This is a genomic window from Streptomyces sp. NPDC087787, assembly GCF_044743035.1.
In the GTDB taxonomy this organism is placed as follows: domain Bacteria; phylum Actinomycetota; class Actinomycetes; order Streptomycetales; family Streptomycetaceae; genus Streptomyces.
In genome coordinates, this window is record NZ_JBIUVQ010000011.1 from 151,217 (window position 1) to 176,030 (window position 24,814).

Below are 24,814 nucleotides of genomic sequence, written 5' to 3' on the forward strand. Positions count from 1 at the left end.
CGCGCCGAGGCGCGGCGGGCATGGACACCGCAACGATCTGCCGCCTCGAACACCGCAACCATCAACTGAGGAACCACGACGGCGAGAGCCCGGTCCGTGCCAGCGGTGCCGGTTCAGTGGCAAGGAAGGGCACCACGGGTGCTGGGGGACGACGCGGAGCTGACCGCCGCGGTGCTTGCGGCGCAGAACGGGGACGAGACCGCGTTCCGGACTGTGTACCGTGCCGTGCAGCCGCGGCTGCTCGGATACGTACGCACGCTGGTCGGCGAGCCGGACGCCGAGGACGTGGCGTCCGAGGCCTGGCTCCAGATCGCCCGCGACCTGCAGCGGTTCAGCGGGGACGCCGACCGGTTCCGCGGCTGGGCCGCCCGGATAGCCCGCAACCGCGCCCTGGACCACATACGCATGCGCGGCCGCCGCCCCGCGATCGGCGGTGACGAGACGGAGCTGGCCGGCCGGGCCGCGGAGTCCGACACCGCGGGCGAGGCCATGGAGGCCCTGGCCACCGGAAGCACGTTCTCCCTCATCGCCAGGCTGCCGCAGGACCAGGCCGAGGCCGTGGTGCTCCGGGTGGTCGTGGGTCTCGACGCGAAGACCGCGGCCGAGACGCTCGGCAAGCGCCCCGGTGCCGTGCGCACCGCCGCGCACCGCGGTCTGAAACGGCTCGCGGAACTCCTCGGTGACGCTCCGCAATCCCCCCACGCGCTCGACGCGCTGCCGCCTCCGCGAGAACCGAGGGGACGCGCGGTGACGTCCGCCGGTGTGACGCATATGCGTGCCCGGACGCAGAAGGACATGTGATGGCCGAGGAGCAGCACAGGTGGCTGGACCACGACACCGCGGAGCGTTTGCTGCGCGGGGAGCCACTGGACACCGTCGACATCACCGTCCGTGATCAGGCCGAACGGCTCGCCAAGGCGCTGGGCGCCCTGTCCGCCGAGTCGTCCCCGCTTCCTCCGGCCGTCCGTGCCTTCCAGGACCGGGCCGCCCTCTCCGCCTCCTCGTCGGCCTCGGCGTGTCCCGGCGAGGCCGACGAGGCACTGCCCGGTGAGGCGGCCGCGCTGGCCGCCTTCCGCAAGGCACGCGCCGAACGGTCCGGTGAGCGGGCCGCGGAGGGCACCGACGCCTTCGGCGCGGCCCTCGCGGCGCACTCCCGTCCGCGTTCCGGGGTCTTGGACGACGTCGGGCTCGTCCGGGTCGGCACGCACGCGCGTGGCGGTACGGGAGGGCGTTCCCGGCATGCCGGGCCGGGGCGCCGGCGCCGGCCGGTACGCCTCGCGCTGTCGGCCGCGCTGGCCGTGGGCGCGGTCGGCGGGGTCGCGGCGGCGGCCACCACCGGCGTGCTGCCGACGCCGTTCGGCCGCGACGAGCCCGCGCCCGGCACCTCCGTCTCCGTCCCGGCGACCCCGGAGCACCCGCTGGTGACGCCCTCGCCCGGCCGCACCACGGGCGGCGGTCCGGGCACGCCGGCGCCCGGCGGCGCCACGACCGCCGCCGCGGAACGCGACGCCGGGAGCAGCGCGCGCGAGGGCGGCGCCGCCCCCGGGGACGACGCCACCGCCACCGCCACCGCCGGTTCCGGCGACGACCAGGGCGCCCCCGAGAGCTGGGACCGGCTGGTGTCGTCCTGCCGCGACCTGCGCGACGGCAAGCGCCTGGACTCCGACCGCCGGCGGGACCTGGAGACGGCTGCCGGCGGCTCCGCGCGCGTGTGGTCGTACTGCCGGGGTGTCCTGAAGACGGTCGACGGCCGCTCCGGCGACGCGGGCCGCGACGACCAGGGCGGGAGCGAGGGCGGCGGCCAGAACGGCAAGAGCGGCGGGAAGAACCGCGGCGGCCAGGGCGACCAGGGTTCGCAGGACGGCCAGGGCGACGACCAGGGCGGCGACAGAGCCGGGGACGGAGACGGGGACGGAGACGGGGACAGAGACGGCCGCGGCGGCAACGGCCGCGGCCTCCGCAAGGGCCTCGCACCGACGATGTTCGCCCCGCCGCTCCCGGACGTCTCCCCGTCGGACCCGGAACGGCCCGCCTCGCCCTCGGCGCCGGCTGCCGGGCCCCACCCGCGGCCCCTCCTGATCCCGCCCTTGCCACCGCTCTGACCTGCGGGTTCGTGGCACAGGGAAGACTGTTCCCCCGGGGGTGTGACGTTTTCCGCGGCGGTGGCGCAGTAGTGAGTGAGCCGACTGGTCATCGGCCGCCGCACAGAGCCGGGGTTCCCCCCGTACCCACGGCTCGTGCATTTCGGCGCGGGCGGGACACGTTCCCCCGGTCCCGCCCGCGCCCCCGTCCTCTCCCTTTTTCTTCCCTCTCCCTCGCCCTTCTCGTTCCTCGCGGGTCACCAGTGCACGACGACCCGGTCGCCGACCCGCACCTGCGCGAACAGCCGTGAGATCGCCGCCTCGTCGCGTACGTTGACGCACCCGTGCGAGCCGCCCGCGTAGCCGCGCGCCGCGAAGTCGTAGGAGAAGTGCACGGCCTGCCCGCCGCTGAAGAACAGCGCGTAGGGCATGGGAGAGTCGTAGAGCGTCGACACATGGTGCCGGGACTTCCAGTAGACCTGGAACACACCTTCTCGGGTGGGTGTGTACTCGCTTCCGAACCGCACCGCCATCGTCGAGAGCGTTCGTCCGTCCACCATCCAGCGCAGCGTCCGGCTGGTCTTGTCGATGCACAGCACCCGGCCGGTCAGGCAGCGCCCGTCCGGCGGTCCGGCCGGCTGCCCGCCCATCAGGTACAGCTCCCAGCGGCCCGGCTCGTGCGTCATCGCCAGCAGGCGCCGCCAGGTGACCGTGTCGGTCCGCCCCGTCCGCGGCAGCCCGCGCTTTCCCTGGAAGCCCTGGACGGCCTGCTCGGTCAGGTCGTCGTAGGAGCCGGTGGGCCCGTCGAACAGCCAGCCGATCTGGCGCAGCCGGGCCTGGAGTTCCCGTACGGCGGGGCCGCTGTCGCCGCGGGACCACAGGACCTGGGCGGTGGTGCGGACCGGGCGCGGGGTCCCGCCCGGTCTCGCGTCGCCGGGGTCGCCGGTACGGGCACCGGGCTGCCGGGTGCCGTCCGGGATCTCGATGTGCACCGGCGTGCGCGGCCGGCCGTCCGGGCCCGTGGGCTGCACGGTGCAGCCGCTCAGGGCGGCCAGTGCCGCGGCCGCGGCGACGGCGGCGCCCGCCTTCCTCATGGCCCCGGTACGCATGGCGCCCCCCGCTGTCCCACCGGCGTCCGTCGCCGGTACACCGGAATGTCTCCCCGCGAGTGACGGACGGCGAACCACGGGGCAAGGTGGGGACATGAACGAGCGGTCCGGCCCGTGGGACAGCTCCCCGCGGCGGGCACTGCCCGACGCCTCGGCCGCCGCCGCGGTCCGCGGCGACAGCGGGTCGCACGGGCGGACAACTGGCGGGCGACAAGGAACGCGGAGGCACACACCATGACGCGCGAGTCGGAGTCGGGGCTGCCCATCGAGCCGGTCTACGGGCCGGACGCCCTGAAGGACTGGGACCCGGCCGAGAAGCTGGGCGAGCCGGGGGCCTACCCCTTCACCCGCGGTGTGTACCCCACCATGTACACGGGCCGCCCCTGGACCATGCGCCAGTACGCCGGTTTCGGCACGGCGGTGGAGTCCAACGCCCGCTACAAGCAGTTGATCGCCAACGGCACGACGGGCCTGTCCGTCGCCTTCGACCTGCCCACCCAGATGGGCCACGACTCCGACGCGCCGATCGCGCACGGCGAGGTCGGCAAGGTGGGCGTGGCCATCGACTCGGTCGACGACATGCGGGTGCTGTTCGGAGGGATCCCGCTGGACAAGGTGTCCACGTCGATGACGATCAACGCCCCAGCGGCACTCCTGCTCCTGCTGTACCAACTGGTGGCGGAGGAGCAGGGGGTCGGCGCCGACAGCCTGACGGGCACGATCCAGAACGACGTGCTGAAGGAGTACATCGCGCGCGGGACGTACATCTTCCCGCCCAAGCCGTCCCTGCGGCTGATCGCGGACATCTTCAAGTACTGCAGGGCCGAGATCCCCAAGTGGAACACCATCTCGATCTCGGGCTACCACATGGCCGAGGCGGGCGCGTCCCCCGCGCAGGAGATCGCGTTCACCCTCGCCGACGGCATCGAGTACGTCCGCACGGCGGTCGCGGCCGGCATGGACGTCGACGACTTCGCCCCGCGCCTGTCGTTCTTCTTCGTCGCCCGGACGACGATCCTGGAGGAGGTCGCCAAGTTCCGCGCGGCCCGCCGGATCTGGGCGCGTGTGATGAAGGAGGAGTTCGGCGCGAAGAACCCCAAGTCGCTGATGCTGCGCTTCCACACGCAGACGGCGGGGGTCCAGCTCACGGCGCAGCAGCCCGAGGTGAACCTGGTCCGGGTCGCCGTCCAGGGCCTGTCGGCGGTCCTCGGCGGAACCCAGTCGCTGCACACCAACGCCTTCGACGAGGCGATCGCGCTGCCCACCGACAAGAGCGCGCGCCTGGCCCTGCGCACCCAGCAGGTCCTGGCGTACGAGACGGACGTGACCGCGACGGTGGACCCCTTCGCCGGCTCCTACGTCATCGAGAGGATGACGGACGACGTGGAGGCGGCCGCCGTCGCGCTGATGCGGAAGGTCGAGGACCTCGGCGGCGCGGTCTCGGCGATCGAACACGGCTTCCAGAAGCAGGAGATCGAGCGCAGCGCCTACCGCATCGCCCAGGAGACCGACTCCGGCGAGCGGGTCGTCGTCGGCGTCAACCGCTTCGGACTCGACGAGGAGGAGCCCTACGAGCCGCTCCGCGTCGATCCCGCCATCGAGGCCCAGCAGGCCGAACGCCTGGCCCGGCTGCGCGCCGAGCGCGACCGGACGGCGGTGGACACGGCCCTGTCCGCCCTGAGGAAGGCCGCCAAGGGCGAGGACAACGTCCTCTACCCGATGAAGGAGGCGCTGAGGGCGCGGGCGACGGTGGGCGAGGTCTGCAACGCGCTGCGCGAGGTGTGGGGCAACTACGTGCCGAGCGACGTGTTCTGAGCGACGGCGGCCCCCGCGCCGAGAGGGCGGCCGGGCCGCCCGTCTCGTCCCCCGGAACCCGGAGACTGAGCGTCGTACCGCCGTGCGACACTCCTTGCCATGTTCGGAGTCATCCACCTCCCCACCTACTTGGCAGGGCTCGTCCTCATCGTCCTGCTTCCCGGGCCCAACTCGCTGTACGTGCTGTCCGTCGCCGCCCGGCGCGGGATACGCGCCGGGTACACCGCCGCCGCGGGTGTCTGGTGCGGGGACACCGTGCTCATGACGCTGGGAGCGGCCGGGGCCGCCTCCCTGCTGAAGGCGAACCCCGTGCTGTTCGGGATCGTCAAGTACGCCGGCGCCGGATATCTGACCTGGATCGCGATCGGCATGCTGCGGACCGGCTGGGGGATGTGGCGGGCCCGGCGGGAGAAGGCCGCGTTGGAGGAGGACTCCGCCCCGGTGGCCGCCGGCGAGCGGCCGTTCCGCCGCGCTCTCGTCGTCAGTCTCGTCAATCCCAAGGCGATCCTGTTCGTCATCGCCTTCTTCGTGCAGTTCGTCGACCCGGCCTACGCCTATCCGGCGCTGTCCTTCGTCATCCTCGGCGCCTTCCTCCAGTTCGCGAGCGTCCTCTACCTCAGCGCGCTGATATTCGGAGGCATGAAGCTGGCCGCCGCCTTCCGCCGCCGCAAGCGCCTGTCGGCGTCGGCGACCTCCGCGGCGGGCGTGCTGTTCCTGGGCTTCGCGGTGAAGCTGTCGCTGGCGAGCGTGTAGTCACCGGCCCGGCAGCCGCCCCTCGCCCAGGGACCGCAGACGGCACGGGCCCCGGAACGTATCCGTTCCGGGGCCCACTTCTGTCCCAAGGGGCTTGTCGCGCCGTCGTGTCCGGCGGGTCAGCCGAGCAGCCGCCGCAGGTTCAGCTTGCCCCACAGCAGGCTGGCGGCGAACGAGAGGGCCATGACCGTGACCACCAGACCGGCCAGAAGCAGCCCCGCCATCGGTCCGCTCAGGTCCGCCGACACCAGCGGTGCGACGACCTCCTCGAGGAACAGCACATGGACCATGTACGCGCCGAGCGCCGCACCGGCCAGCTTCTGCAGCAGGGGCCGCCACTTCTCGGGAATCCGGATCCGGCTGACGAGGAGCAGCACGCAGACGCACATGACGCCGACGAACAGGTGCGCGTTGGGGATCACATAGTGGATCTGCGTGTTGTACCAGAGACACCCGGCCATGGTGAGCGGCAGCAGGACGAACAGCGGCCGACGCCACCGTACGACGCCGGCGGGGAGGGCGAACAGCATCGCGCCCCCGACCGCGTACACCACCGAATAGGTGCCGAACCCCCAGGCGACCGACGGCATCCGGTGATCCGTGACCTCCCCGAGAGTGGTCAGCACGCTCGGCAGGACCGCGATGCCGAACAGTGCCGCTCCGAGCCCCCAGGGCCGCTTCCCCGCCCTGACCATCATCGCGAAGGCGAGCAGCGCGATGATCGGGATGTAGTTGTACATGAACCACAGGTGGTAGGCGGGCCGTACCGAGCCGAAGAGGGAGTCCGTCGCCAGCTCGGTCATGGGCCGGTCGTTGCGGTCCCGCAGCCAGGCCCAGGCCAGGTAGATGGCCGTCCACGCGAAGAGCGGAACCGTGTTGCGTACGATCCTCTGCCACATCCGGGCGCTGTCGCGCGGGGGCGCGCCGACCAGCACGGCCCAGCCGGCGATGGCGAAGTACATGGGAACGGCGAACGGATTGATCGCCTCGGCGACGTGTCCCGCCCAGTACGACCCTGAACCCTTGGCCGGGTTGTTGCCGGTGGCGTGGATGAACTGGGCGCCCACATGCCCCAGCATCACGGTGGCGGAACACATCAGCCGCATCAGATCGATGTCGTGGCGGTGTTCCCGCGGTGCGGCGGCCTGTTCGGACGGAACGCTGCCCTGCTGCGGCAGGCGTACGGCTATGTCATTCGGCACCGGGTAACCCTCTTGCTGCTCGGTGTACGGGAGTTGAAGGGCCGGCGGCTCCCCCGTGGCCGCTGGGCCTCGGTTGGCCGTCCGGGACGGATGAACGCGCAGGTCGCCGCAGGGGAGACGGGTTCTTCGGCGGACCCGGGCCCGCCCGTCGGCCGGCCCGGCCGGGCGGGACGCCGTCGCCTTGGGCGCACCGCCCCCCGCGTCATCGCCTCACGCCGCGTCGCACCGCCCTGCGCACCACGCGCTTCGCGCGCCGCACCTGGATCTTCGCGCGCGACCGCGGGTGGCTGCCGGGAAGGTCGAGCTCGGCCAGCCGCAGTTCGGGGAAGTAGTGGCCGGGGCTGCCGGCCAGATTGCTCCGCAGCCAGTCCGCCGTCGACTCCCGCAGCCGCGGGTACGTCTTGGGCTGCATGCAGAAGCCGATCGCCCGGACCAGCGGTGACAAGGTTTCGGGCGCGGTGCCGACGAGAGCCGGGGTCTCCTCGCGCTCCAGATCGGGCACCAGGTGGTCGACCACGGCCAGGGGCACGCGGTTGCTGTTCGGGTAGGGCTGGAGGCGCCGCGTCACCAGCGCGGTCCCGATCCGTGCGACGGGCACGTCGAAGTAGGCGGAGGCGGTCATCATGGCCGTCGAGAAACAGCCGACGACGAGTGCGGGACGGCAGTGGTGGTACAGCGTCTCGGCCAGCAGCGGTGCGTCCAGCACGGTGAGGCGGACGCCGGCGTCCGCCGCCGCCTTGCTCAGCGCGGTCGAGTAGTCGGCGGGTGCCGTCGGATGGGGCTTGAAGACCAGGGAACGGTGCCCGGCGCGCACGGCCCCGGTGAGCATGCGGACATGGAGGTCCTCCTCCTCCTGCGCGCTCAGGATGTTGATCGCCGCCAGATACTGGCCCAGGAGCACGGCCGTCGGCGCCTCCTCCAGGACGGGCGCCAGCCGCGGGTCGTCCGCCGCGTCCCGGGAGATCTCGTCGAGCACGCCGCGGAACGCCTCGTCCGGGACGAGCTCGGGCTCGACGCCGTACTCGGACAGCAGCATCGGCTTCAGACCGGGAATCAGGTCGAGGTGGAGCAGCCGCCGGATGCGGCGCGCGATGGTCAGCGGCAGCTTGTCCCGGGTCGGCCCGTAGCTCATGAGGCCGTCGGCGTACACATGGACGGCGCTCTCGGAGAAGATCGCCGCCAAGGCCTGGGCCGGGTTGACCTGGATCGACTCGACGGCGAGCTCGATCAGGTCCCGCTCGTCGATGCCCCACAGCAGACGGAGCGCCCGCTGCCACAACACCGTGTCGTTGCCCCGCGGACCCCAGGCGCTGGGGTGGTGGGGGCTGATCGCCTCGTTCCAGCTGACCACCGAGTCGAAGCGGCCGGCTATGCGTGCGTAGCCGTGCATCTCGTCGAGGCGCAGGGCCGTCTCCGGTATGGCGGCGTTGTTGGAGACCAGCAGGATGCGCCGGGCTTCGTGGCGCGGGCCGAACAGGCCCGCGTCGAGCGCCGCGGCGAGAGTGGCCGCTCCGTAGAGGGTCGAGACCTGGAAGATCTGAGTCTTTCGGGGCATGGTTCAGGCAGCCTTCCGCCCGTCACGCAGGCGGCTGAGCAACCTGCTCCGAGTGCTGTCCATAGTGGTGAGGGTCTCCTCGAGCGTTCGCTCGGGCATGCGGTGGAGTGCGGCTCTCGCCTCGCGCCGCAGTCGCTGGGCCGTCGAGGGCTCGTACTCGTTCGCCTTGCCGATGTGGAAGGCGATCATGGCGCAGTAGGTCCGTACGGCCTTGGGGAGGAAACGTTCGGTCTCCGAGTCCTGCAGCACGTCCTGCAGCAGCGCGTCGTAGGCCGGGATGAAGTCCAGCTGACGCGCGTCCTTGATCTGCGTGAGCGAGGTCGCGACGCCCCTCCGGTAGAACACGCCGTGCACACCGAGGGAGGCATACGTCCTGGCCTTCAGATGCAGGCGCCAGATCCACAACCGGTCCTCGGCGGTGCGGAGTTCGGTCGCGAAGCGCATGCCCCCGTCGGCGAAGAGGTGCCGACGGTAGATCCCCGCCCAGACGAAGGGGTAGTCGACCATCGTCTCCGATTCGGCCGGCGCTATTCCGTCGCGCGGATCCATCACGAGGTTGCGCACGGGGGCCGGGGGCCGCCGGACCACCCGCTCGATGCCCGTGGCCTGGACATGATCGGTACGGGCGAAGTCGCAGCCGAGTTCGTCCATGGCGGACACCAGTTCGGCGAGGTGACCCGGCCCGTACCAGTCGTCGCCGTCGAGGAAGGTGATGTACTCACCGCTCGCCGCGTCGATACCGCTGTTGCGCGCCTGGGCTATGCCCATGTTCTTCTCGTGCCGGATCACCTTGGCGCCCGGATGCCTCTCCGCCCAACGGTCGATGACCGTGGGGGTGGAATCCGTGGAGCAGTCGTCCACGAGCAGGAACTCGACATCGGGATTCGCATTGTTGGCGAGGCTTCGCAGCGTGCTCTCGGCGAACGCTCCCACATTGTGCATGGGGACGACAACAGACAGTTTCGGCACAGAGGCCTCTCACGCTCGAAGGTCGGGGATTGGAACAGGCTAACGATGCTCCCGACGGGTGCAGTGTCGCCCGAGGTAGGGAGAGATGAATTATGTTCGAATCATCGGTGAACGATCGATGTTCTCCGCCTGGCCAAAGGTTTTCCTGAGCTCGTCGATGTTCGACCGGGTCGTTTCCCAGAGGAGCTTCTGCGCGTCGCGCACCTCCGCCACGGCGGTCGCGTGGTCGTCGAGGATCGCCGTGGCCCGTTCCGTGAGCCGGGAGCCGAGTTCCCGGTCGTGCACGGACAGCCCCCATTCCTCGCGTCCGATGTCGGACAGGAAATAGGCGAGCTTCGGGTGGGAGACGAGGCTGAGGATGGGGGTGCCGCAGCCGAAGGGAATCATGCCCGCGTGCCCGCGCATGCCGATCACCAGCCGCGACCGGCCGTACAGCTCACGGATGCCGTCGTTCGACATGTCGTAGAGCTGCTCGACGGGCAGCGTGAGGCCGTGCTCCCGGCGCAGGTCGTGCACGAACCTTTCGTCGGCGGGCATGTGGGCCGCGTACCGCACATCGGCCCGGTCCCGCAGTCCCCGGAGCGCGGTGGCCATCTGGGCGAGGAAGTGGCCGTAGTCGTTGCCGAAGCGCAGCCCCGCGCGGTCGTAGGCGCAGTTGACCAGGACGGTCTCGGATCTCTCGGCCGGATCGAACCGACCCGGGGCGAGGTACCGCGCCACGGTGGTCGGGCAGGGCTGGTAGCGCACCCGGTCGCGCAGCTCCCCGGGGAGCAGCTCCCGGACCCGCTCGATCGAGCCGTGGTTGCGCAGCCCGAAGAACGCCGACCGTTCGACGAGCACCCGCAGGCTCTCGGCGAACCGGCTCCGGCGGTAGAGCTGTCCGTCGAACACGTTGTAGCCGACCGCGAACACCGCCAGGGGCGTGGTGATCCGCGCCAGGAGCTCGTCCGGGACGTTCCACTGCCAGTGGCTGTTGCCGTTGGGGGAGGTGTCCGGGAGGAAGAGCCCGCCGCCGCCCACGATCACTCCGCGCCGCGCGTTCAGCTGCTCCAGCGCCGCCTCGTCGACCAGCCGGTGCACCGGCTGCGGGTACCAGCGGCGCGGGCCTGTGTCGGTGCCGAAGCACATGCGCACGGCCTCGGGCAGGACCTTGTCCCCGGCGTTCTCCTGGCCCTCGGCGAACAACGCGACATGCGCGAGCTGCCGTCCGGCGGCGTCCGGCTGCTCCGGCTCCGGTCCCTCGGGGCGGGTGCGCACATACCAGCTGTGGCAACCGGCGTCGGTGGGATCGGCGTCCAGGCCCTCGCGGGCGTACGCGTGCGCGTCCTCCTCCCGCCCGCACAGCCACGCCAGACGGGCGAGCTGGGCGAAGGCGCGCGGGGCGACATCGGGTGAGGCCGCCGCCAGGAGCAGATGCGCCTCGGCCTCGGCGTAGCGCGACAGCGCCATCAGGCAGACGCCCAGCGTCTCCTGGCAGCGGGGCGCGTCCAGCCGGTCGCCCACGACCGGGGCGAGGACGTCGACGGCCTCGTCGTAGCGGCCCTGCCGACGGTACACATCGGCCACCGTACGGGCGAGACCGAGGGAGGGACGCGACTCGAGCAGCGGCGGCGCGCAGTGCGCCAGAAGGCCGATGTGCTTGTCGCCGGGCAGGGCGCAGTAGGCCGCCCGGAACTCCTCGTCGCTCATCTCGAAGCGGCGCCGCGCCTCGGCGGCCGGACCGTCCCCGATCGCGTCGGAGGGGCCGGTGAAGTGGAGGACGGCGACGTTCGCGGGCACCGGCGAGTCGCCCGGGAGCCGGTGGGTGAGGAAGTCGTACCGCGCGTCCACCGGAACCAGGACGTCCGCCGACGAGAGGCCCGGGCCGCCGTCGCCGGAGAGCCGGGCCGCCAGGGCGTCGTCCACGTCGGCGCGCTGGATCACCAGGAGGCCGCCGGGCAGGACGGCGTGCCGCTCCCCGCCCTCCCCGTCGTACAGCGCCTGCGGGACGGCGCCCACACCGTGGCGCATCCTGAGCAGCTCACCGAGGTCCCCCAGCACCACCATGTCCGGGCTGAGGGCGATGACCGTGTCATAACCCTCCAGCCGGAAGAGGTCCGTGCGGCTTTCCGCCCGGCGGGTGACGACACGCGGGTGCAGTCGGTGCAGGGCGTCGAACGAGGTGTCGTCCGGCTCCGCGTGCAGGACCACGAAGTCCTCGCACACGCCCGGGTTGGTCAGTACCAGACTGCGCAGCAGCGTGGCCAGAGCGGGCAGGCGGTCGCTGTCGGTGTGGACGGCGAAGGCGATGCGGCGTCTGCCGGTGACGGTGCTGCGGTCGTCCGCCAAGGAGTGGGTCATCGCAGGGCGATCCTCATCTTGCTGTTGTCGGCGTGTGTCGCGCGGTCCATGACCCACTCGGCTTCCCTCGGCCGCAGCAAGCCGGGCAGGCCGAAGCCGATGAGGTCCAGGCGGGGGCTGACATCCAGGAAGTCCAGGAGCCGCAGGACGGTGAAGGCGGTGGTGGTGGCCGGTTCCCAGTCGTCCTCGCCGATCAGCGCCGGGTCGGCCAGGGGCGCGCGCAGGGACGCGTCACCGACGTGCTCCTGCGCTCCGGGCACGAGCCGCTGCCGCGTGGCGCGGCGCCATGGTGCGGCCGGGGCGCCGAACACCAGCCGGATGCCGGCCGGCTGCGTCCAGGCGGGTCCGTTCCACGGGGTCTCGCCCCGCAACGAGACGGCGTGCAGACCGGTGCGCTCGCCGGTGGCCCCCGCGCGGACCACGAACGAGTCGCAGCGCACCACCAGGTCGTAGCCGTCGAGCTCGGCGCCCGGCGCGCTCCCGGCTGCGTCGTCGGCACCCGAGACCAGGCACACCGTCCGCCCCTCGATCAGTCCGCGCAGCCCGCCGACGCCGATCGGGGTGCTCCCGCCGAGCAGCGGGTCGGACAGCGCGGACCGCTCGACCAGCCGCCGGTACGTCCCGTACAGCTTCAGCAGACGCCGCACCGCGGGGTCCCCGGCGCCGTGCTCGGCCACCCGCGCCTGTACGAAGGCGGCGAACTGCGGGGCCGTGACCGCGGTGGGCTGTCCGAGCAGGCCGCGCAGCGGGGAACCGGCCCGGGGGAAGAGCGCGTCGGCTTCCTCCAGGCACGCCCGTCGGCGCCGCAGGGTGTCGATCCTGCGGACGACCTCCTTCGCCGCGCCGTTGTCCTGCGCCAGCGTGAGGTGGCGCTCGTAGCACTCCAGTGCCTCCGCCTCGCGGCCGAGCCCGTCGAGGGCCAGGCCGTGCAGCCGCCAGGCCCCCCTGGACCGCTGCCGGATCCGGGTCGAGGCCTCGGCCACGCCCAGGGCGAGGGCCAGCCCGCTGTCCCCGCCGGCCTCCAGGGCGCGCTCGCCGACCTTGAGCAGGGAGTCGAACGAATCGGCCGACGGCGTGTCGAGGGAGGTGGCGAAGTCGCCGATCGCCCGGGTGAGGCGGACGTGCCGGGGAGAGGGCGTCTCGCTCCGCGCCGCGAGGTACTCACCGCACAGGCGCACGCTCCGGGCGAACAGTTCCAGCCTGGCGGCCTCCTTCTGCCGTGCCTTGAACAATCCCGCCAGGGGCTTCGTCATCCGTTCCACCGTCCTCCGATCGAAGGACGCATCGTGCCCCAGTGCGACGGGTGCGGAGTGTCTCCCTGGTGGACGGCCGGTAAACAGTCCCGGTTCGGCGGTCGGCGGGATGACGTCGCCCGGCGAGGAACGGGTCGTCCACCGGCGGGCCGCCGTACCCGCAACAGGCTCACGGCCCGGATGCGCCGCCCGCACCGGGCGGCGCATCCGGGCCTCAGCGCCGTACTGCGTTCCTCAGCGCCCGCGCCCGCCGCACCATCCGGCGCGCCGTGGCGCTGCGGGGCAGGAACGCCAGCCGCTCCGGGATGCCGCCCGGCAGGCCCAGCGAGGTGAGCCTGCGGCGCTTGAAGTAGCGCTGGGTGCGCGGTCCGAAGTGCTGGGAGAGGAAGCGCCCGGCTGCCGGGCGCAGGCCCGGGTGGATCTGTGGCTGCATGACGAAGCCGACGGTGGTGACCAGCCCGGTCAGCAGGTCGGCGGCGAGAGCGGCCTCCCCCTGCCCGTCCTCCTTTCCGTCCGCCAGGTCCGGCAGCAGCGCGTCGGCCAGGACGACGGGGACGCGGTTGCTGTTCTGGTACGGCGTCAGGCGATCCAGGACGAGGCCCGTCCCCACCCGGGCCACCGGCAGGCCGTGGAACGCGGAGGCGGTGAACAGGGCGGTCGAGAAGCAACCGACGACCAGCGCGGGCCGGGCCTTCTCGAACAGCACCTCGGCGAGGACGGGCAGGTCCAGGACGGTGAGGTCCACGCCGAGCCGTTCGGCCTCGGTCTCCAGCGCCCGGCTGTAGCGGGCCGGAGCGGTCGGGTGCGGCTTGAAGACGACCGAGCGGTGCCCGCGGGCCACCGCGCCCCGCAGCATTCGCACATGCAGGTCCTCCTCCTGCTCGGCGGAGAGGATGTCCAGCGCGGACAGGTACTGGCCGAGCAGGACGGCGGCGTGCCGGGGCAGCGGCGGAAGCCGCGGCACGGCGTCGCCGATCCGGCTGAGCACCTTCATGAACGCGTCGGTCGCCACGGCCTGCGCGGGCACGTCGAACTCGGTCAGCAGCAGCGGGGTCAGACCGGGGACCAGGTCCAGGTGGAGCAGCCGCCGTACACGCGTGCCGACCAGCGGGTCGATCTTGTTGCGCGTGGGGCCGTAGCTCATCAGCCCGTCGGCGTAGACGTCGATGGGCGCCTCGGCGAACGACTGGGCGATGGCCAGCGCCGGGCTGACCTGGAGGGATTCCAGCACCAGGGCCACGCGGTCGTCGCCCAGGTCCCACAGCAGCCGCAGATGGCGTTCGAACAGCGGGCAGTCGTCGGGGCGCGGCGACCAGGCCCCGGGGTGGTAGGGGCTGATGGCCTCGTTCCACGACAGCACGCCGTCGAAGTGCTCCCGCAGCGGTGCGAAGCCCGGCATCTCGTCGACGGCCGGGGTGACCTCCGGCGTCGCGGCGTTGTTGCACACCAGCAGCAGGCGGCGGTCCGCCTCGGGGAAGCAGTCGGACTCGATCGCGGCGGCCAGGGTGGCGGCGCCGTACAGCGTCGAGGCGCAGAAGATCTGGGTGGTGCGGGGCATCAGGAGGCCGCCTTCGCTACGGAGACCCGGCGGCGGAGTCGGCGCAGCCTGGACGAACGGTTCAGGTCCATGGTGTCGAGGACGTCGGTGAGCAGCTCCTGCGGCAGCCGCTTGATCGCCGCGGCGCTCATGGTCCGCAACTGCCTGGCCACCGGCGGCTCGAACTTGTCGATCTCCGACAGGTGGTGGGCGATGATCGCGCAGTAGGTGCGCACCGCCTTGGGCAGCAGCCGGCCGGCCTCGGGGTCGGCCGCGGTCTCCTCGATCACCTGGTCGAAGGCGCGGATGAAGTCGAGCTGGCGCACATCGCCGATCTGCGTGAGGGAGCCGGCCACACCGCGCCGGTAGAAGACGCCCAGCAGGCCCACCACGGCGAACGACTCCGCCTCCCGGTGCAGCCGCCAGATCCACGGCCGGTCCTCGGCGGTGCGCAGACCGTCGGTGAAGTGCAGCAGCCCCCGGTCGACCAGCCGGCGGTGGTAGACGCCCGCCCAGGCGTAGGGGTAGTCGACGGAGGTGGTGCGGTCGGCGGGCAGGATCGCCCGCCGCGGGTCCATCACCTCGCCCCGCCGGCCGTGCGGGACACGCTGGATCGTGCGGGCCCGCGCGGTGCACCGCACATGGTCGGTGCGGAGGAAGTCGCAGCCCAGGTCCTCGATCGCGGCGACCAGTCGCGGGTAGTGGCCGGGGGCCAGCCAGTCGTCGCCGTCCAGGAAGGTCAGGTACTCGCCGCGCGCCCGGTCGATGCCGGTGTTGCGCGCGGTCGCGAGCCCGCCGTTCTTCTCGTGTCTGACGTACACCGCCCCCGGCAGTTCGCTTTCCGCGCGGGCGAGTATGTCCGGCGTCTCGTCGCGCGAGCAGTCGTCCACGAGAATGAATTCGAAGTCCTCGCGGGCGTTCGCGCGCAGGCTCTTCAAGGTGTCGGACGCGTATTGCCGGACGTTGTAGAACGGCACGATGACGGAGAGCTTGACCACGCAGGTGACGTTAGGACGCGGCCCCTCCCGCCATCTTTACCTCCACCTTGAGCTTGGGTGAACGACGTATGGCGGCGCCGTTAACCAGTCGCTGTCGTGGGCTGCCGACGGCCTGGTTCGCCATTCGGCGATGTGCTGTTAACCGTTTGTTGCGTTCGGGTTGGGCGGTTCCTAGAAATGCCTTCCTACGGTCGTCGGCGTGCCAGCCAGTGCGAAGAAGTCCCGGCGAATCGCCGTTCTCGCGGATTCCGACACCCGGTGGAAATGGGGTGCGCTCACGGCGAACCGTTTGGTTTCCGCCGGTGTCTCCCCCGACTCGGGTGAACCGGACATCCGCCTCGACGGCTATCTGCTGCGGGGCCGTGCCACCCCCACCCCCCGCCAGCTCGAGGAGGTCGGCGTCCGCGCCGACCGCTTGAGCGAGGTCACCGCCGCCGAGTTCCTGCGCGAGATGGCGCGGGAGCCGTACGACGTCCTCGTGCTCGCCCTCGTCGGCGGCGGGGTCCAGGCCATGCTGCACGGACTGGCGCACGCCTGGCAGGGGCGCACCGAGCGGCCCGTGGTCGTCACCGGCTACGTCGGCGTCGTCTACGAGAAGCTCACCGACGGCCTGCTGCTGCGCCACGGCGCCGACCTCGTCCTGGCCAACTCCCGTCAGGACGCGGACCGTTTCCGGGCCGTCTACGAGGGCGTGGGCGCCGACGCCTCGTCGGTGACCGAGGTGGCGCTGCCGTTCCTCGGCGGCGCCGCGCACTCCGCGGACCGTAAGGAGGACGACGCCCCCTACACGGTCGTCTTCGCCGCGCAGCCCTCTGTGCCGCAGAGCCGCCAGGACCGTGCCTATCTGCTGGACCGGCTGATCCGGCACGCCCGCCGGCACCCCGGGCGCGAGGTGCTGCTCAAGCTCCGCTCCAAGCCGGGCGAGCACACCACGCACATCGAGGAACTGCCGTACCAGAAGCTGGCCCAGCGCAAGGACCTGCCCGCCAACCTCCGTCTGGTGTACGGGAACATGGGCGAGGTCCTGGACCGCACCGACCTGCTGGTCACGGTGAGTTCGACCGCCGCCCTGGAGTCCCTGCACCGGCGCGTCCCCACCGTCGTCCTGACCGACCTCGGGGTTCGGGAGGCGTACGGCAACCACCACTTCGTGGGCTCCGGCTGCCTGGCCTCCTGGGACCAGCTCGACGACGGGTACGAGCCCGAACCGGACCCGCGGTGGGTGGCCCGCCAGGGCGTCGCCACCGGAGGCACGTACGAGGCGGCCTTCGACAGGGCCCGCCAGCGCGTCGACGAACTGCTCGGCGCCGGTGAACTCCCGCCGCTGAAGCCCTACTACACGCCCGTCACCGCCCCCGGCTATCTGCCCGGCATCCTCGCCCGCCACCATCTCGCCCCCGACGGCGGCCCGTTGCCGGGCGCGCCGGCCGCCGACCGTGCGCCCGGCCCGGTGCGGCGGATCTTCCGCCAGGCCGCCCGCGGCGCCTACCGCCACGGCGTGCAGCGCGTGGCGCCCGTGATCCGGCGGATGGGGGAGCTGTGAGCGACCGCATCCCACCCCAAGGAGTGCAGCCCATGACCGACGTCCACCCGGACGCGGGACCCGGCGCCCCGGCGCGCCGCGTGCTCGCGGTGATACCCGCGCGCGGCGGCTCCAAGGGCGTACCCGCGAAGAACCTCGCCCCCGTCGGCGGTGTCCCGCTGGTCGCCCGTGCCGTGCGCGAGTGCCGGGCGGCCCGGCTGGTGACCGACGTGGTGGTCTCCACCGACGACCAGGCCATCGCGGCCGCCGCCCGCCAGGCCGGCGCCGAGGTGGTGCTGCGGCCCGCCGCCATCGCCGGTGACACCGCCACCTCCGAGGCCGCGGTGCTGCACGCCATGGACGCGTACGAGGAACTGCGCGGCGCCCCGGTGGACGTGGTGCTGCTCGTGCAGTGCACCAGCCCGTTCCTGACGAGCGAGGACGTCGACGGGGTCGCGGGCGCGGTCGTCGAGGCCGGCGCCGACACCGCGGTGACCGTGGCGCCCTTCCACGGCTTCGTGTGGCGGGACGCCGCCGAAGACCCGGTGACCGACGGCACGCCGCCGGACGAGGCTGCCGCCGGTTCCCCGGCCACCGAGGGCGGCTACGGCGTCAACCACGACAAGTCCTCCCGCCCGCGCCGCCAGGACCGCCCCCAGGACCTGCTGGAGACCGGCGCCGCCTACGCCATGGCGGCGTCCGGGTTCCGCACGCACCGGCACCGCTTCTTCGGCCGTACCGAACTGGTCCGCACCGACCCGGCGCGGGTGCTGGAGATCGACGACCCGCACGACCTGGCGCGGGCGCGTGCGCTGGCCCCGCTGTTCGACGCCGGCCGTCCGGGGACGCTGCCGACCGCCGCCGACGTGGACGCGGTCGTACTCGACTTCGACGGCACCCAGACCGACGACAGGGTGCTGATCGACTCCGACGGACGGGAGTTCGTCTCCGTGCACCGCGGGGACGGCCTCGGCATCGCGGCGCTGCGCGACGGCGGCCTGAGGATGCTGATCCTGTCCACGGAGCAGAACCCGGTCGTCGCCGCCCGCGCCCGCAAGCTCAGGCTTCCGGTACTGCACGGCATCGACCGCAAGGACCTCGCGCTGAAGCAGTGGTGCGAGGAGCAGGGCATCGCGCCCGAGCGCGTGCTCTACGTCGGCAACGACGTCAACGACCTCCCGTGCTTCTCCCTCGTGGGCTGGCCCGTGGCGGTCGCGAGCGCCCACGACGTCGTACGCGGCGCCGCACGCGCGGTCACCACCGTCCCCGGTGGCGACGGCGCGATCCGAGAGATCGCCAGCTGGATCCTCGGCCCCTCTCTCGATTCCCTCACCAAGTAAGGACATCTCCTGCCATGAGCACCAACTCCCGCATCCGCGCCTTCGGTTCGCGCGAGGCCGGCCCCGGCCGCCCGGTCTACGTCACCGGTGAGATCGGCATCAACCACAACGGTGACATCGAGAACGCCTTCAAGCTGATCGACGCCGCCGCCGAGGCCGGCTGCGACGCCGTCAAGTTCCAGAAGCGCACGCCCGAGATCTGCACCCCGCGCGACCAGTGGGACATCGAGCGCGACACCCCCTGGGGCCGGATGACCTACATCGACTACCGCCACCGCGTGGAGTTCGGTGAGGACGAGTACCGCCGGATCGACGAGTACTGCCGGGAGAAGGGCATCGCCTGGTTCGCCTCCCCGTGGGACACCGAGGCCGTCGCCTTCCTGGAGAAGTTCGACGTGCCCGCCCACAAGGTGGCCTCCGCGTCCCTGACGGACGACGAGCTGCTGCGCGCCCTGCGCGCGACCGGCCGCACCGTCATCCTCTCCACCGGCATGTCCACGCCCAAGCAGATACGCCACGCGGTGGAGGTGCTGGGCTCGGACAACATCCTGCTGTGCCACGCCACGTCGACGTACCCGGCGAAGGCCGAGGAGCTGAACCTGCGCGTGATCAACACCCTGGAGAAGGAGTACCCGAACGTCCCGATCGGCTACTCCGGCCACGAGACGGGCCTGCAGACCACGCTGGCCGCGGTCGCCCTGGGCGCCGTCTTCGTCGAGCGCCACATCACCCTGGACCGCGCCATGTGGGGCTCCGACCAGGCCGCCTCCGTCGAGCCGCAGGGCCTGCAGCGCCTGGTCCGCGACATCCGCACCATCGAGGCCTCCCTCGGCGACGGCGTGAAGAAGGTCTACGACTCCGAGCGCGGCCCGATGAAGAAGCTGCGCCGTGTCACCGGCGTCGTCGCCGAGGCGGAGATCGCCGCCGCCGCGGGCGAGCCGGTCGCGGTGTGAGCCCCAGCCCCTTAACACGGACGGTCCCGCGCCGATGAGCCCCCGCACCCTCGCCTTCGTCGAGAGCCCGGTACAACTGCTGAACGTGCTGGAGTGGGCTCACGCCCGCGGTCATACGGCCGACCGCGCCCCCGGTCCGGGCGGGACCGCTTCCGGCGCCCGCCCGGAGTCGGGGCTCACCCTCGTCGTGCTGTCGCCGACCGATCCGATGAGCCGCGGCCAGCTGCGGCGGATGGCCCAGCTCGCCCGGGACGAGGGTCACGAGGTGCGCTGGGAGGAGGCGCGGGGCGGGGCCGGGGCGCCGCTGCGGACCATCGGCGGCCTGGCCGGGCCGGTCCGGCGGGCCGAGCGGGTCGTGATGGGGGACCCGTTCTCGCGCTATGTGCAGCTGCTGCTGACGATCACCCGGGCGCGGGAGCTCGTGGTCGTGGACGACGGCACCGCGACGATGGAGTTCGTCGGCCAGCTCGCCCGCGGCGAGCGGCTCGTGCGCTGGCACCGCAAGGGCGGCCGCCGCGGCCCGCGGGACCTCGTCCTCGGCCCGGTGTCGGCCGCCGCCCGGCGCCGGCTCACCCCTCGCGGGGAGCGCCGCCGGGTGGAGGTGTTCTCGTCCATGCCGATCGACGAGACCCCGCAGGGCGTGACCGTCACCGCGAACCGCTTCGCCTGGACCCGCGCCCGCTTCGGCCCGCCCGCCGTCATCGCGGGCGCCGACCTGGTCGGCACGTCACTGGTGGAGACGGGCGTCGTCGACGCCGACCGGTACGTGGACGCCGTACGGGCCCTGGCCAAGGCGCACGGGGCGATCCGCTACTTCGCCCACCGGCGCGAGAGCACCGAGAAGCTGCACCGGCTGGCCGTGGAGACGGGCCTGCAGATCGTCCGCCCCGAACTCCCGCTGGAGCTGATCGCCCGCCGGGGCCCGATCGGCCGTACGATCCTCAGCTTTCCCTCCACCGTCGTCCACACCCTGCCGCTCGCCCTGGCCGGCACGGAGGTACGCGTCACGGTCTGCGACATCGACCCGAGCTGGCTGACGGCGCACGCCTCCCCGCGGGCCCAGGGCTTCCTCTCCGGCGTCACCGGCACCGCCCGCGACGTGCACCGCCTCGCCCGTACGGCCCAGGCCGGCTGAACGCCCCTCCGGGGCTTTCCGGGGCGGCTTCGAGGGGCCCGGAGGGGACGGGAGCCCCTCGGACGGCCGTCCGCCAGGTGAACATTGCGGGCGTGGTTACCGTGGGACGTGGTATGCGTGGAGAAAAGAACAAATGGGGCGGGGTGCCAGGGGCGTGACGCGAGCCATTCCCCCCGGAGCTCCGTGATCCGCTCGGCCGGCGAAGGCGGGCGAGTTTACCCATCCCAGTCGATACGTATGCGCCGGGCGGTCACTTCTCCTTCCTCTAACGGGTTGAACTTTTGTTGATCGAGGGTCAGTTGACCACCCCGGCGTCCTACCCTTCAGAGGGTGAAGCAACTGATGTCCCCAGAGTCCGAGGCCGATCTCCCCGCTGATGCCACGGCGGAAGCCGCCCTTCCCGGCACCCTGCCGGAGGCGCTGTACGCCGAGCTCGTCGCGTTCCGGCGCGACCTGCACATGCACCCCGAGCTCGGCAACCAGGAGTTCCGTACCACCGCCGCGATCAAGGAGCGGCTGGAGGAAGCCGGGCTCGCGCCGCGGGTCCTGCCGGCCGGGACCGGGCTCGTCTGCGACATCGGGGGCGATCCCGGTGGCGGCGGGCCGGGTGTGCTCGCCCTGCGCGCCGACATCGACGCCCTGCCCATCCCCGACACCAAGAGCGAGAGCCCGTACCGCTCCACCGTGCCCGACCGCGCCCACGCCTGCGGGCACGACGTGCACACCTCCGTCGTCCTCGGCGCCGGACTGGTCCTCGCGGACCTGCACCGGCGGGGGCTGCTGCCGCGGCCCGTGCGGCTGATCTTCCAGCCCGCGGAGGAGGTGCTGCCCGGCGGCGCCGCCGAGGTCATCAAGAGCGGCGCGCTGGACGGAGTGAGCCGGATCGTCGCCGTGCACTGCGACCCCCGGGTCGACGCCGGCCGGATCGGACTGCGCCAGGGACCCATCACCTCCGCCTGCGACCGGCTGGAGGTCATGCTGGACGGCCCCGGCGGGCACACCGCGCGACCGCACCTGACGACGGACCTCGTCACCGCCGCCGCCCGGGTGGTCACCGACGTGCCCGCGCTCGTCGGACGACGGGTCGACACCCGCGCCGGGCTCGCCGTGACCTGGGGGCGGATCGAGTCCGGGCACGCCCCGAACGTGGTCCCGCAGCACGCCGAACTCGCCGGGACGGTCCGCTGCCTGGACATCCACGCCTGGCGGCAGGCGCCCGACATCGTGGTCGCCGCCATCGACGAGGTCGCCAACCTGCACAAGGCCAAGTCCGAGATCAACTACGTGCGCGGGGTGCCGCCGGTCGTCAACGAACCGGTGGTGACCGAACTGCTGCGCGAGGCGATGACCGCCCGGCGCGGTGCCGCCGCCGTGGAGGACACCGAGCAGAGTCTCGGCGGCGAGGACTTCTCCTGGTACCTGGAGAACGTGCCCGGCGCGATGGCCCGGCTCGGGGTCCGCACCCCGGGCGAGCGGACCGTGCGCGACCTGCACCAGGGCGACTTCGACGCCGACGAGTCCGCCATCAGGGTGGGCGTGGAGCTGTTCACCGCCGCCGCCCTGCTGCACCCGACGCACTGATCCGGCCGGCGAAGGGGCGCCCGGGAGGTGCCCCTTCCTCCGGCCGTGTCACCCGTCCCCGTCCCGGGACCCACGAATCACCCCCTGTCGGCACGGTTCGGTAACGGCCGGGATCAACCCCGTTTCCCTCCGTCTCTACGCGCGTTACTGTGCGCCGGAATCGCCACCAGCGGCGGCTCATGGGGAAAGCGGGCCGGCGACGGTGCCGTGGGCAAGAAGGGGTGCTTGCTGTGCGTCTGAACTCATCGAGGACCAGGTTCTCCCGAGCCGCGGTGACCGTAGCGGTCATCGCTCTCGCGGCCGCCGGGTGCGGCAAGTCCAGCAACGACTCGTCCGGCGGCGGCGGCTCCGACGCGTCCGGCGCGTACTCCGGCAAGGGCATAGGCCTGGCGTACGACATCGGCGGCAAGGGCGACCAGTCCTTCAACGACGCCGCTTTCTCCGGTTTCCAGAAGGCCGAGAGCGAGTTCAAGATCGGCGGCCGGGACGTCGACCCGAACGACAGCGAGTCCGACGCCGACAAGATCCAGCGCCTCGAACAGCTCGCCAAGGCCGGTTACAACCCGATCATCGGGGTCGGCTTCGTGTACGGCCCGGCGGTCAAGGCGGTCTCCGCCAAGTTCCCGAAGACGACCTTCGGCATCATCGACGACGAGACCGTGAAGGCCGACAACGTCGCCGACATGGTCTTCCACGAGGAGCAGGCCTCCTACCTCGCCGGTGTCGCCGCCGCCAAGGCCACCAAGAAGAACCACATCGGGTTCATCGGCGGTGTGGACATCCCGCTCATCCACAAGTTCGAGGCGGGTTACGTCCAGGGTGCCCAGTCGGTCAACCCGAAGATCAAGATCGAGAAGCAGTACCTGACGCAGACCCCGCAGGAGGGCGGTTTCTCCAGCCCCGACAAGGGTGAGAGCGCCACCAACGGCCAGATCGACGCCGGCGCCGACGTCATCTACCACGCGGCCGGCCTGTCCGGTGGCGGCGTCATCAAGGCCGCCGCCGCGCACAAGGTGTGGGCGATCGGCGTCGACTCCGACCAGTACCAGCAGAGCTCCCTGGCCAAGTACAAGGAGTGGATCCTCGGCTCGGCCCTGAAGAACGTCGGCGGCGCGGTCTACGAGCTGACCAAGTCCGTCGTCGACGGCAAGCCGCTGTCCGGCGAGGTGCGCGGCGACCTGAAGTCGGGCGGCGTGGGCTTCGCCGACTCCAACCCGAAGTACAAGGCCATGAAGGACGTCGTCGCCGCCGTCGACAAGGCCAGGCAGGACATCATCGACGGGAAGGTCACCATCAAGACCGAGTGACCGCGCCGTCGGGCCGCAAGAACTGGCTGGAAGGCCCCGGACCGGTACGGTCCGGGGCCTTCCAGCGTCCCGGTGTCGGCGTGCGGCGAGCATGCCCGCCGTGACGGGGCGGCCACGGCCCGCCAGGACGGGGGCCGGTGGGCGTCCCCGGCGTGTGCCCGCGTCGGGCCAGATTGGAACCGAAGGATCAAAACGGTCGGATAACACTCTGGCAAGGAGGGGTTTTCCGCCATGTCTACGCGCGTTACGCTGCGGCGGAACCAGCGCCTGGTATGGGCGCTTGCACGAAGGAGTCTCGTTCCATGCGCCGGGTGTCCCGTATAGCGGTCGCGAGTGTCGCAACCGCAGCTCTCGCCGTCACTGTTTCCGCATGTGGCAGCAGCTCGTCCAGCTCGTCGGCCGGTGGCGGCGACAAGAACCTCGGTCTTGCCCTCGCCTACGACGTCGGCGGCAAGGGCGACCAGTCCTTCAACGACGCCGCCACGGCCGGCATGGACAAGGCCGACCAGGAGTTCGGTTACAAGAGCACGGCCGTCGAGCCGCAGGACGGTGAGTCGGACGCGGACAAGGTACAGCGCCTGGAGACCCTCGCCAAGCAGGGCTACAACCCGGTGATCGGCGTCGGCTTCGCCTACGCGCCGGCCGTCAAGGCCGCCGCCGCCAAGTTCCCGAAGACCACCTTCGGCATCGTCGACGACAACCAGATCTCGGCGAGCAACGTCACCGACCTGGTCTTCCACGAGGAGCAGGCCTCCTACCTGGCCGGTGTCGCCGCCGCCAAGACGACCAAGACGAACACCGTCGGCTTCATCGGCGGCGTGGACGTTCCGCTCATCCACAAGTTCGAGGCGGGCTTCAAGCAGGGCGTCGCGGACACCAAGAAGGGCGTCACGGTCAAGTCGCAGTACCTGACCCAGACCGCCGAGGAGGGCGGTTTCTCCAGCCCCGACAAGGGCGAGAACGCCGCCAACGGCCAGATCGACGCCGGTGCCGACGTCGTCTACGCCGCCGCGGGCCTGTCCGGCCAGGGTGTGATCAAGGCCGCCTCCGAGCACAAGATCTGGGCCATCGGCGTCGACTCCGACCAGTACAAGCAGGGCGCGCTGGCCAAGTACAAGGACTCGATCCTCACCTCGGCCATGAAGGACGTCTCCGGCGCGGTCTACAACCTGGCCAAGTCCGTCAAGGACGGCAAGCCCGAGACCGGTGAGGTGCGCGCCAGCCTGGCCACCGGCGGTGTGAGCCTCTCCGACTCCAACCCCGTCTTCAAGAAGAACGCCGACCTCCAGAAGGCGATCAAGAAGGCCGAGGAGGCCATCAAGAGCGGCTCGATCACGGTCAAGGACTCCTGACCGAACGACCGC

The 24,814-nt window shown here is 71.9% G+C and carries 19 protein-coding genes; 11 read left to right on the forward strand and 8 right to left on the reverse strand.

What is annotated here, in order from left to right:
• Positions 1 to 138 precede the first annotated feature (138 nt).
• Both ACIOWN_RS19205 and ACIOWN_RS19210 read left to right on the forward strand, forming a co-directional pair.
• Positions 139 to 801 carry an RNA polymerase sigma factor gene (locus ACIOWN_RS19205; RefSeq protein WP_362346452.1) on the forward strand — a complete coding sequence of 221 codons (663 nt, stop codon included), beginning with the start codon at positions 139 to 141 and terminating at the stop codon, positions 799 to 801.
• Complete coding sequence (locus ACIOWN_RS19210; protein ID WP_401982854.1) at positions 801 to 2,102, forward strand: extensin; 1,302 nt, start codon at positions 801 to 803, stop codon at positions 2,100 to 2,102. The genes ACIOWN_RS19205 and ACIOWN_RS19210 overlap by 1 nt, the downstream gene beginning before the upstream one ends.
• Positions 2,103 to 2,338: 236 nt before the next feature.
• On the opposite strand, the gene ACIOWN_RS19215 is transcribed toward ACIOWN_RS19210, so the two are convergent.
• On the reverse strand, positions 2,339 to 3,190 hold the full coding sequence (locus ACIOWN_RS19215) for a L,D-transpeptidase family protein (protein WP_401982855.1): 852 nt from the start codon (positions 3,188 to 3,190) through the stop codon (positions 2,339 to 2,341).
• Between the two features lie 234 nt (positions 3,191 to 3,424).
• On the opposite strand from ACIOWN_RS19215, the gene ACIOWN_RS19220 reads away from it, so the two are divergent.
• On the forward strand, positions 3,425 to 5,005 hold the full coding sequence (locus tag ACIOWN_RS19220; RefSeq protein WP_401982856.1) for a methylmalonyl-CoA mutase: 1,581 nt from the start codon (positions 3,425 to 3,427) through the stop codon (positions 5,003 to 5,005).
• A gap of 99 nt (positions 5,006 to 5,104) precedes the next feature.
• Complete coding sequence (leuE, locus tag ACIOWN_RS19225) at positions 5,105 to 5,758, forward strand: leucine efflux protein LeuE (protein WP_362346446.1); 654 nt, start codon at positions 5,105 to 5,107, stop codon at positions 5,756 to 5,758.
• A 119-nt stretch (positions 5,759 to 5,877) separates the two neighbouring features.
• Here leuE and ACIOWN_RS19230 read toward each other — a convergent pair whose 3' ends face one another.
• The 7 genes from ACIOWN_RS19230 to ACIOWN_RS19260 form a co-directional block, all read right to left on the reverse strand.
• Positions 5,878 to 6,960 carry an acyltransferase gene (locus tag ACIOWN_RS19230; protein ID WP_401982858.1) on the reverse strand — a complete coding sequence of 361 codons (1,083 nt, stop codon included), beginning with the start codon at positions 6,958 to 6,960 and terminating at the stop codon, positions 5,878 to 5,880.
• A gap of 202 nt (positions 6,961 to 7,162) precedes the next feature.
• Complete coding sequence (locus ACIOWN_RS19235) at positions 7,163 to 8,515, reverse strand: polysialyltransferase family glycosyltransferase (protein ID WP_401982859.1); 1,353 nt, start codon at positions 8,513 to 8,515, stop codon at positions 7,163 to 7,165.
• Positions 8,516 to 8,518: 3 nt separating this feature from the next.
• Entirely contained in the window at positions 8,519 to 9,484 is a 966-nt protein-coding gene (locus ACIOWN_RS19240; protein ID WP_362346440.1) for a glycosyltransferase family 2 protein, read from the reverse strand.
• Between the two features lie 90 nt (positions 9,485 to 9,574).
• Positions 9,575 to 11,824 (reverse strand): polysaccharide pyruvyl transferase family protein, encoded by a 2,250-nt coding sequence (locus tag ACIOWN_RS19245; protein ID WP_401982860.1) that lies wholly within the window; start codon positions 11,822 to 11,824, stop codon positions 9,575 to 9,577.
• The gene (locus ACIOWN_RS19250; RefSeq protein WP_401982862.1) at positions 11,821 to 13,077 is read right to left on the reverse strand and encodes a hypothetical protein; all 1,257 of its coding nucleotides are present in this window, start codon (positions 13,075 to 13,077) and stop codon (positions 11,821 to 11,823) included. The genes ACIOWN_RS19245 and ACIOWN_RS19250 overlap by 4 nt, the downstream gene beginning before the upstream one ends.
• Positions 13,078 to 13,291: 214 nt before the next feature.
• Positions 13,292 to 14,635: a polysialyltransferase family glycosyltransferase gene (locus tag ACIOWN_RS19255; RefSeq protein WP_401982863.1), complete on the reverse strand. Its 1,344-nt coding sequence runs from the start codon at positions 14,633 to 14,635 to the stop codon at positions 13,292 to 13,294.
• On the reverse strand, positions 14,635 to 15,612 hold the full coding sequence (locus ACIOWN_RS19260) for a glycosyltransferase family 2 protein (protein ID WP_362346433.1): 978 nt from the start codon (positions 15,610 to 15,612) through the stop codon (positions 14,635 to 14,637). The genes ACIOWN_RS19255 and ACIOWN_RS19260 overlap by 1 nt, the downstream gene beginning before the upstream one ends.
• A gap of 199 nt (positions 15,613 to 15,811) precedes the next feature.
• On the opposite strand from ACIOWN_RS19260, the gene ACIOWN_RS19265 reads away from it, so the two are divergent.
• From ACIOWN_RS19265 to ACIOWN_RS19295, 7 genes are all read left to right on the forward strand, one after another.
• The gene (locus ACIOWN_RS19265; protein WP_362346432.1) at positions 15,812 to 17,155 is read left to right on the forward strand and encodes a DUF6716 putative glycosyltransferase; all 1,344 of its coding nucleotides are present in this window, start codon (positions 15,812 to 15,814) and stop codon (positions 17,153 to 17,155) included.
• A gap of 32 nt (positions 17,156 to 17,187) precedes the next feature.
• On the forward strand, positions 17,188 to 18,474 hold the full coding sequence (locus ACIOWN_RS19270; protein WP_401982864.1) for a cytidylyltransferase domain-containing protein: 1,287 nt from the start codon (positions 17,188 to 17,190) through the stop codon (positions 18,472 to 18,474).
• A 14-nt stretch (positions 18,475 to 18,488) separates the two neighbouring features.
• Entirely contained in the window at positions 18,489 to 19,427 is a 939-nt protein-coding gene (locus ACIOWN_RS19275; protein ID WP_362346428.1) for an N-acetylneuraminate synthase family protein, read from the forward strand.
• 34 nt (positions 19,428 to 19,461) lie between these two features.
• Positions 19,462 to 20,562 (forward strand): hypothetical protein, encoded by a 1,101-nt coding sequence (locus tag ACIOWN_RS19280; protein WP_362346426.1) that lies wholly within the window; start codon positions 19,462 to 19,464, stop codon positions 20,560 to 20,562.
• A 342-nt stretch (positions 20,563 to 20,904) separates the two neighbouring features.
• On the forward strand, positions 20,905 to 22,143 hold the full coding sequence (locus ACIOWN_RS19285; protein ID WP_362346663.1) for an amidohydrolase: 1,239 nt from the start codon (positions 20,905 to 20,907) through the stop codon (positions 22,141 to 22,143).
• Between the two features lie 272 nt (positions 22,144 to 22,415).
• Positions 22,416 to 23,450: a BMP family ABC transporter substrate-binding protein gene (locus ACIOWN_RS19290; protein WP_362346424.1), complete on the forward strand. Its 1,035-nt coding sequence runs from the start codon at positions 22,416 to 22,418 to the stop codon at positions 23,448 to 23,450.
• Between the two features lie 302 nt (positions 23,451 to 23,752).
• A complete protein-coding gene (locus ACIOWN_RS19295) occupies positions 23,753 to 24,802 on the forward strand; it encodes a BMP family ABC transporter substrate-binding protein (protein ID WP_362346422.1) in 1,050 nt (349 codons plus the stop codon).
• The last annotated feature ends 12 nt before the right edge of the window (positions 24,803 to 24,814 follow it).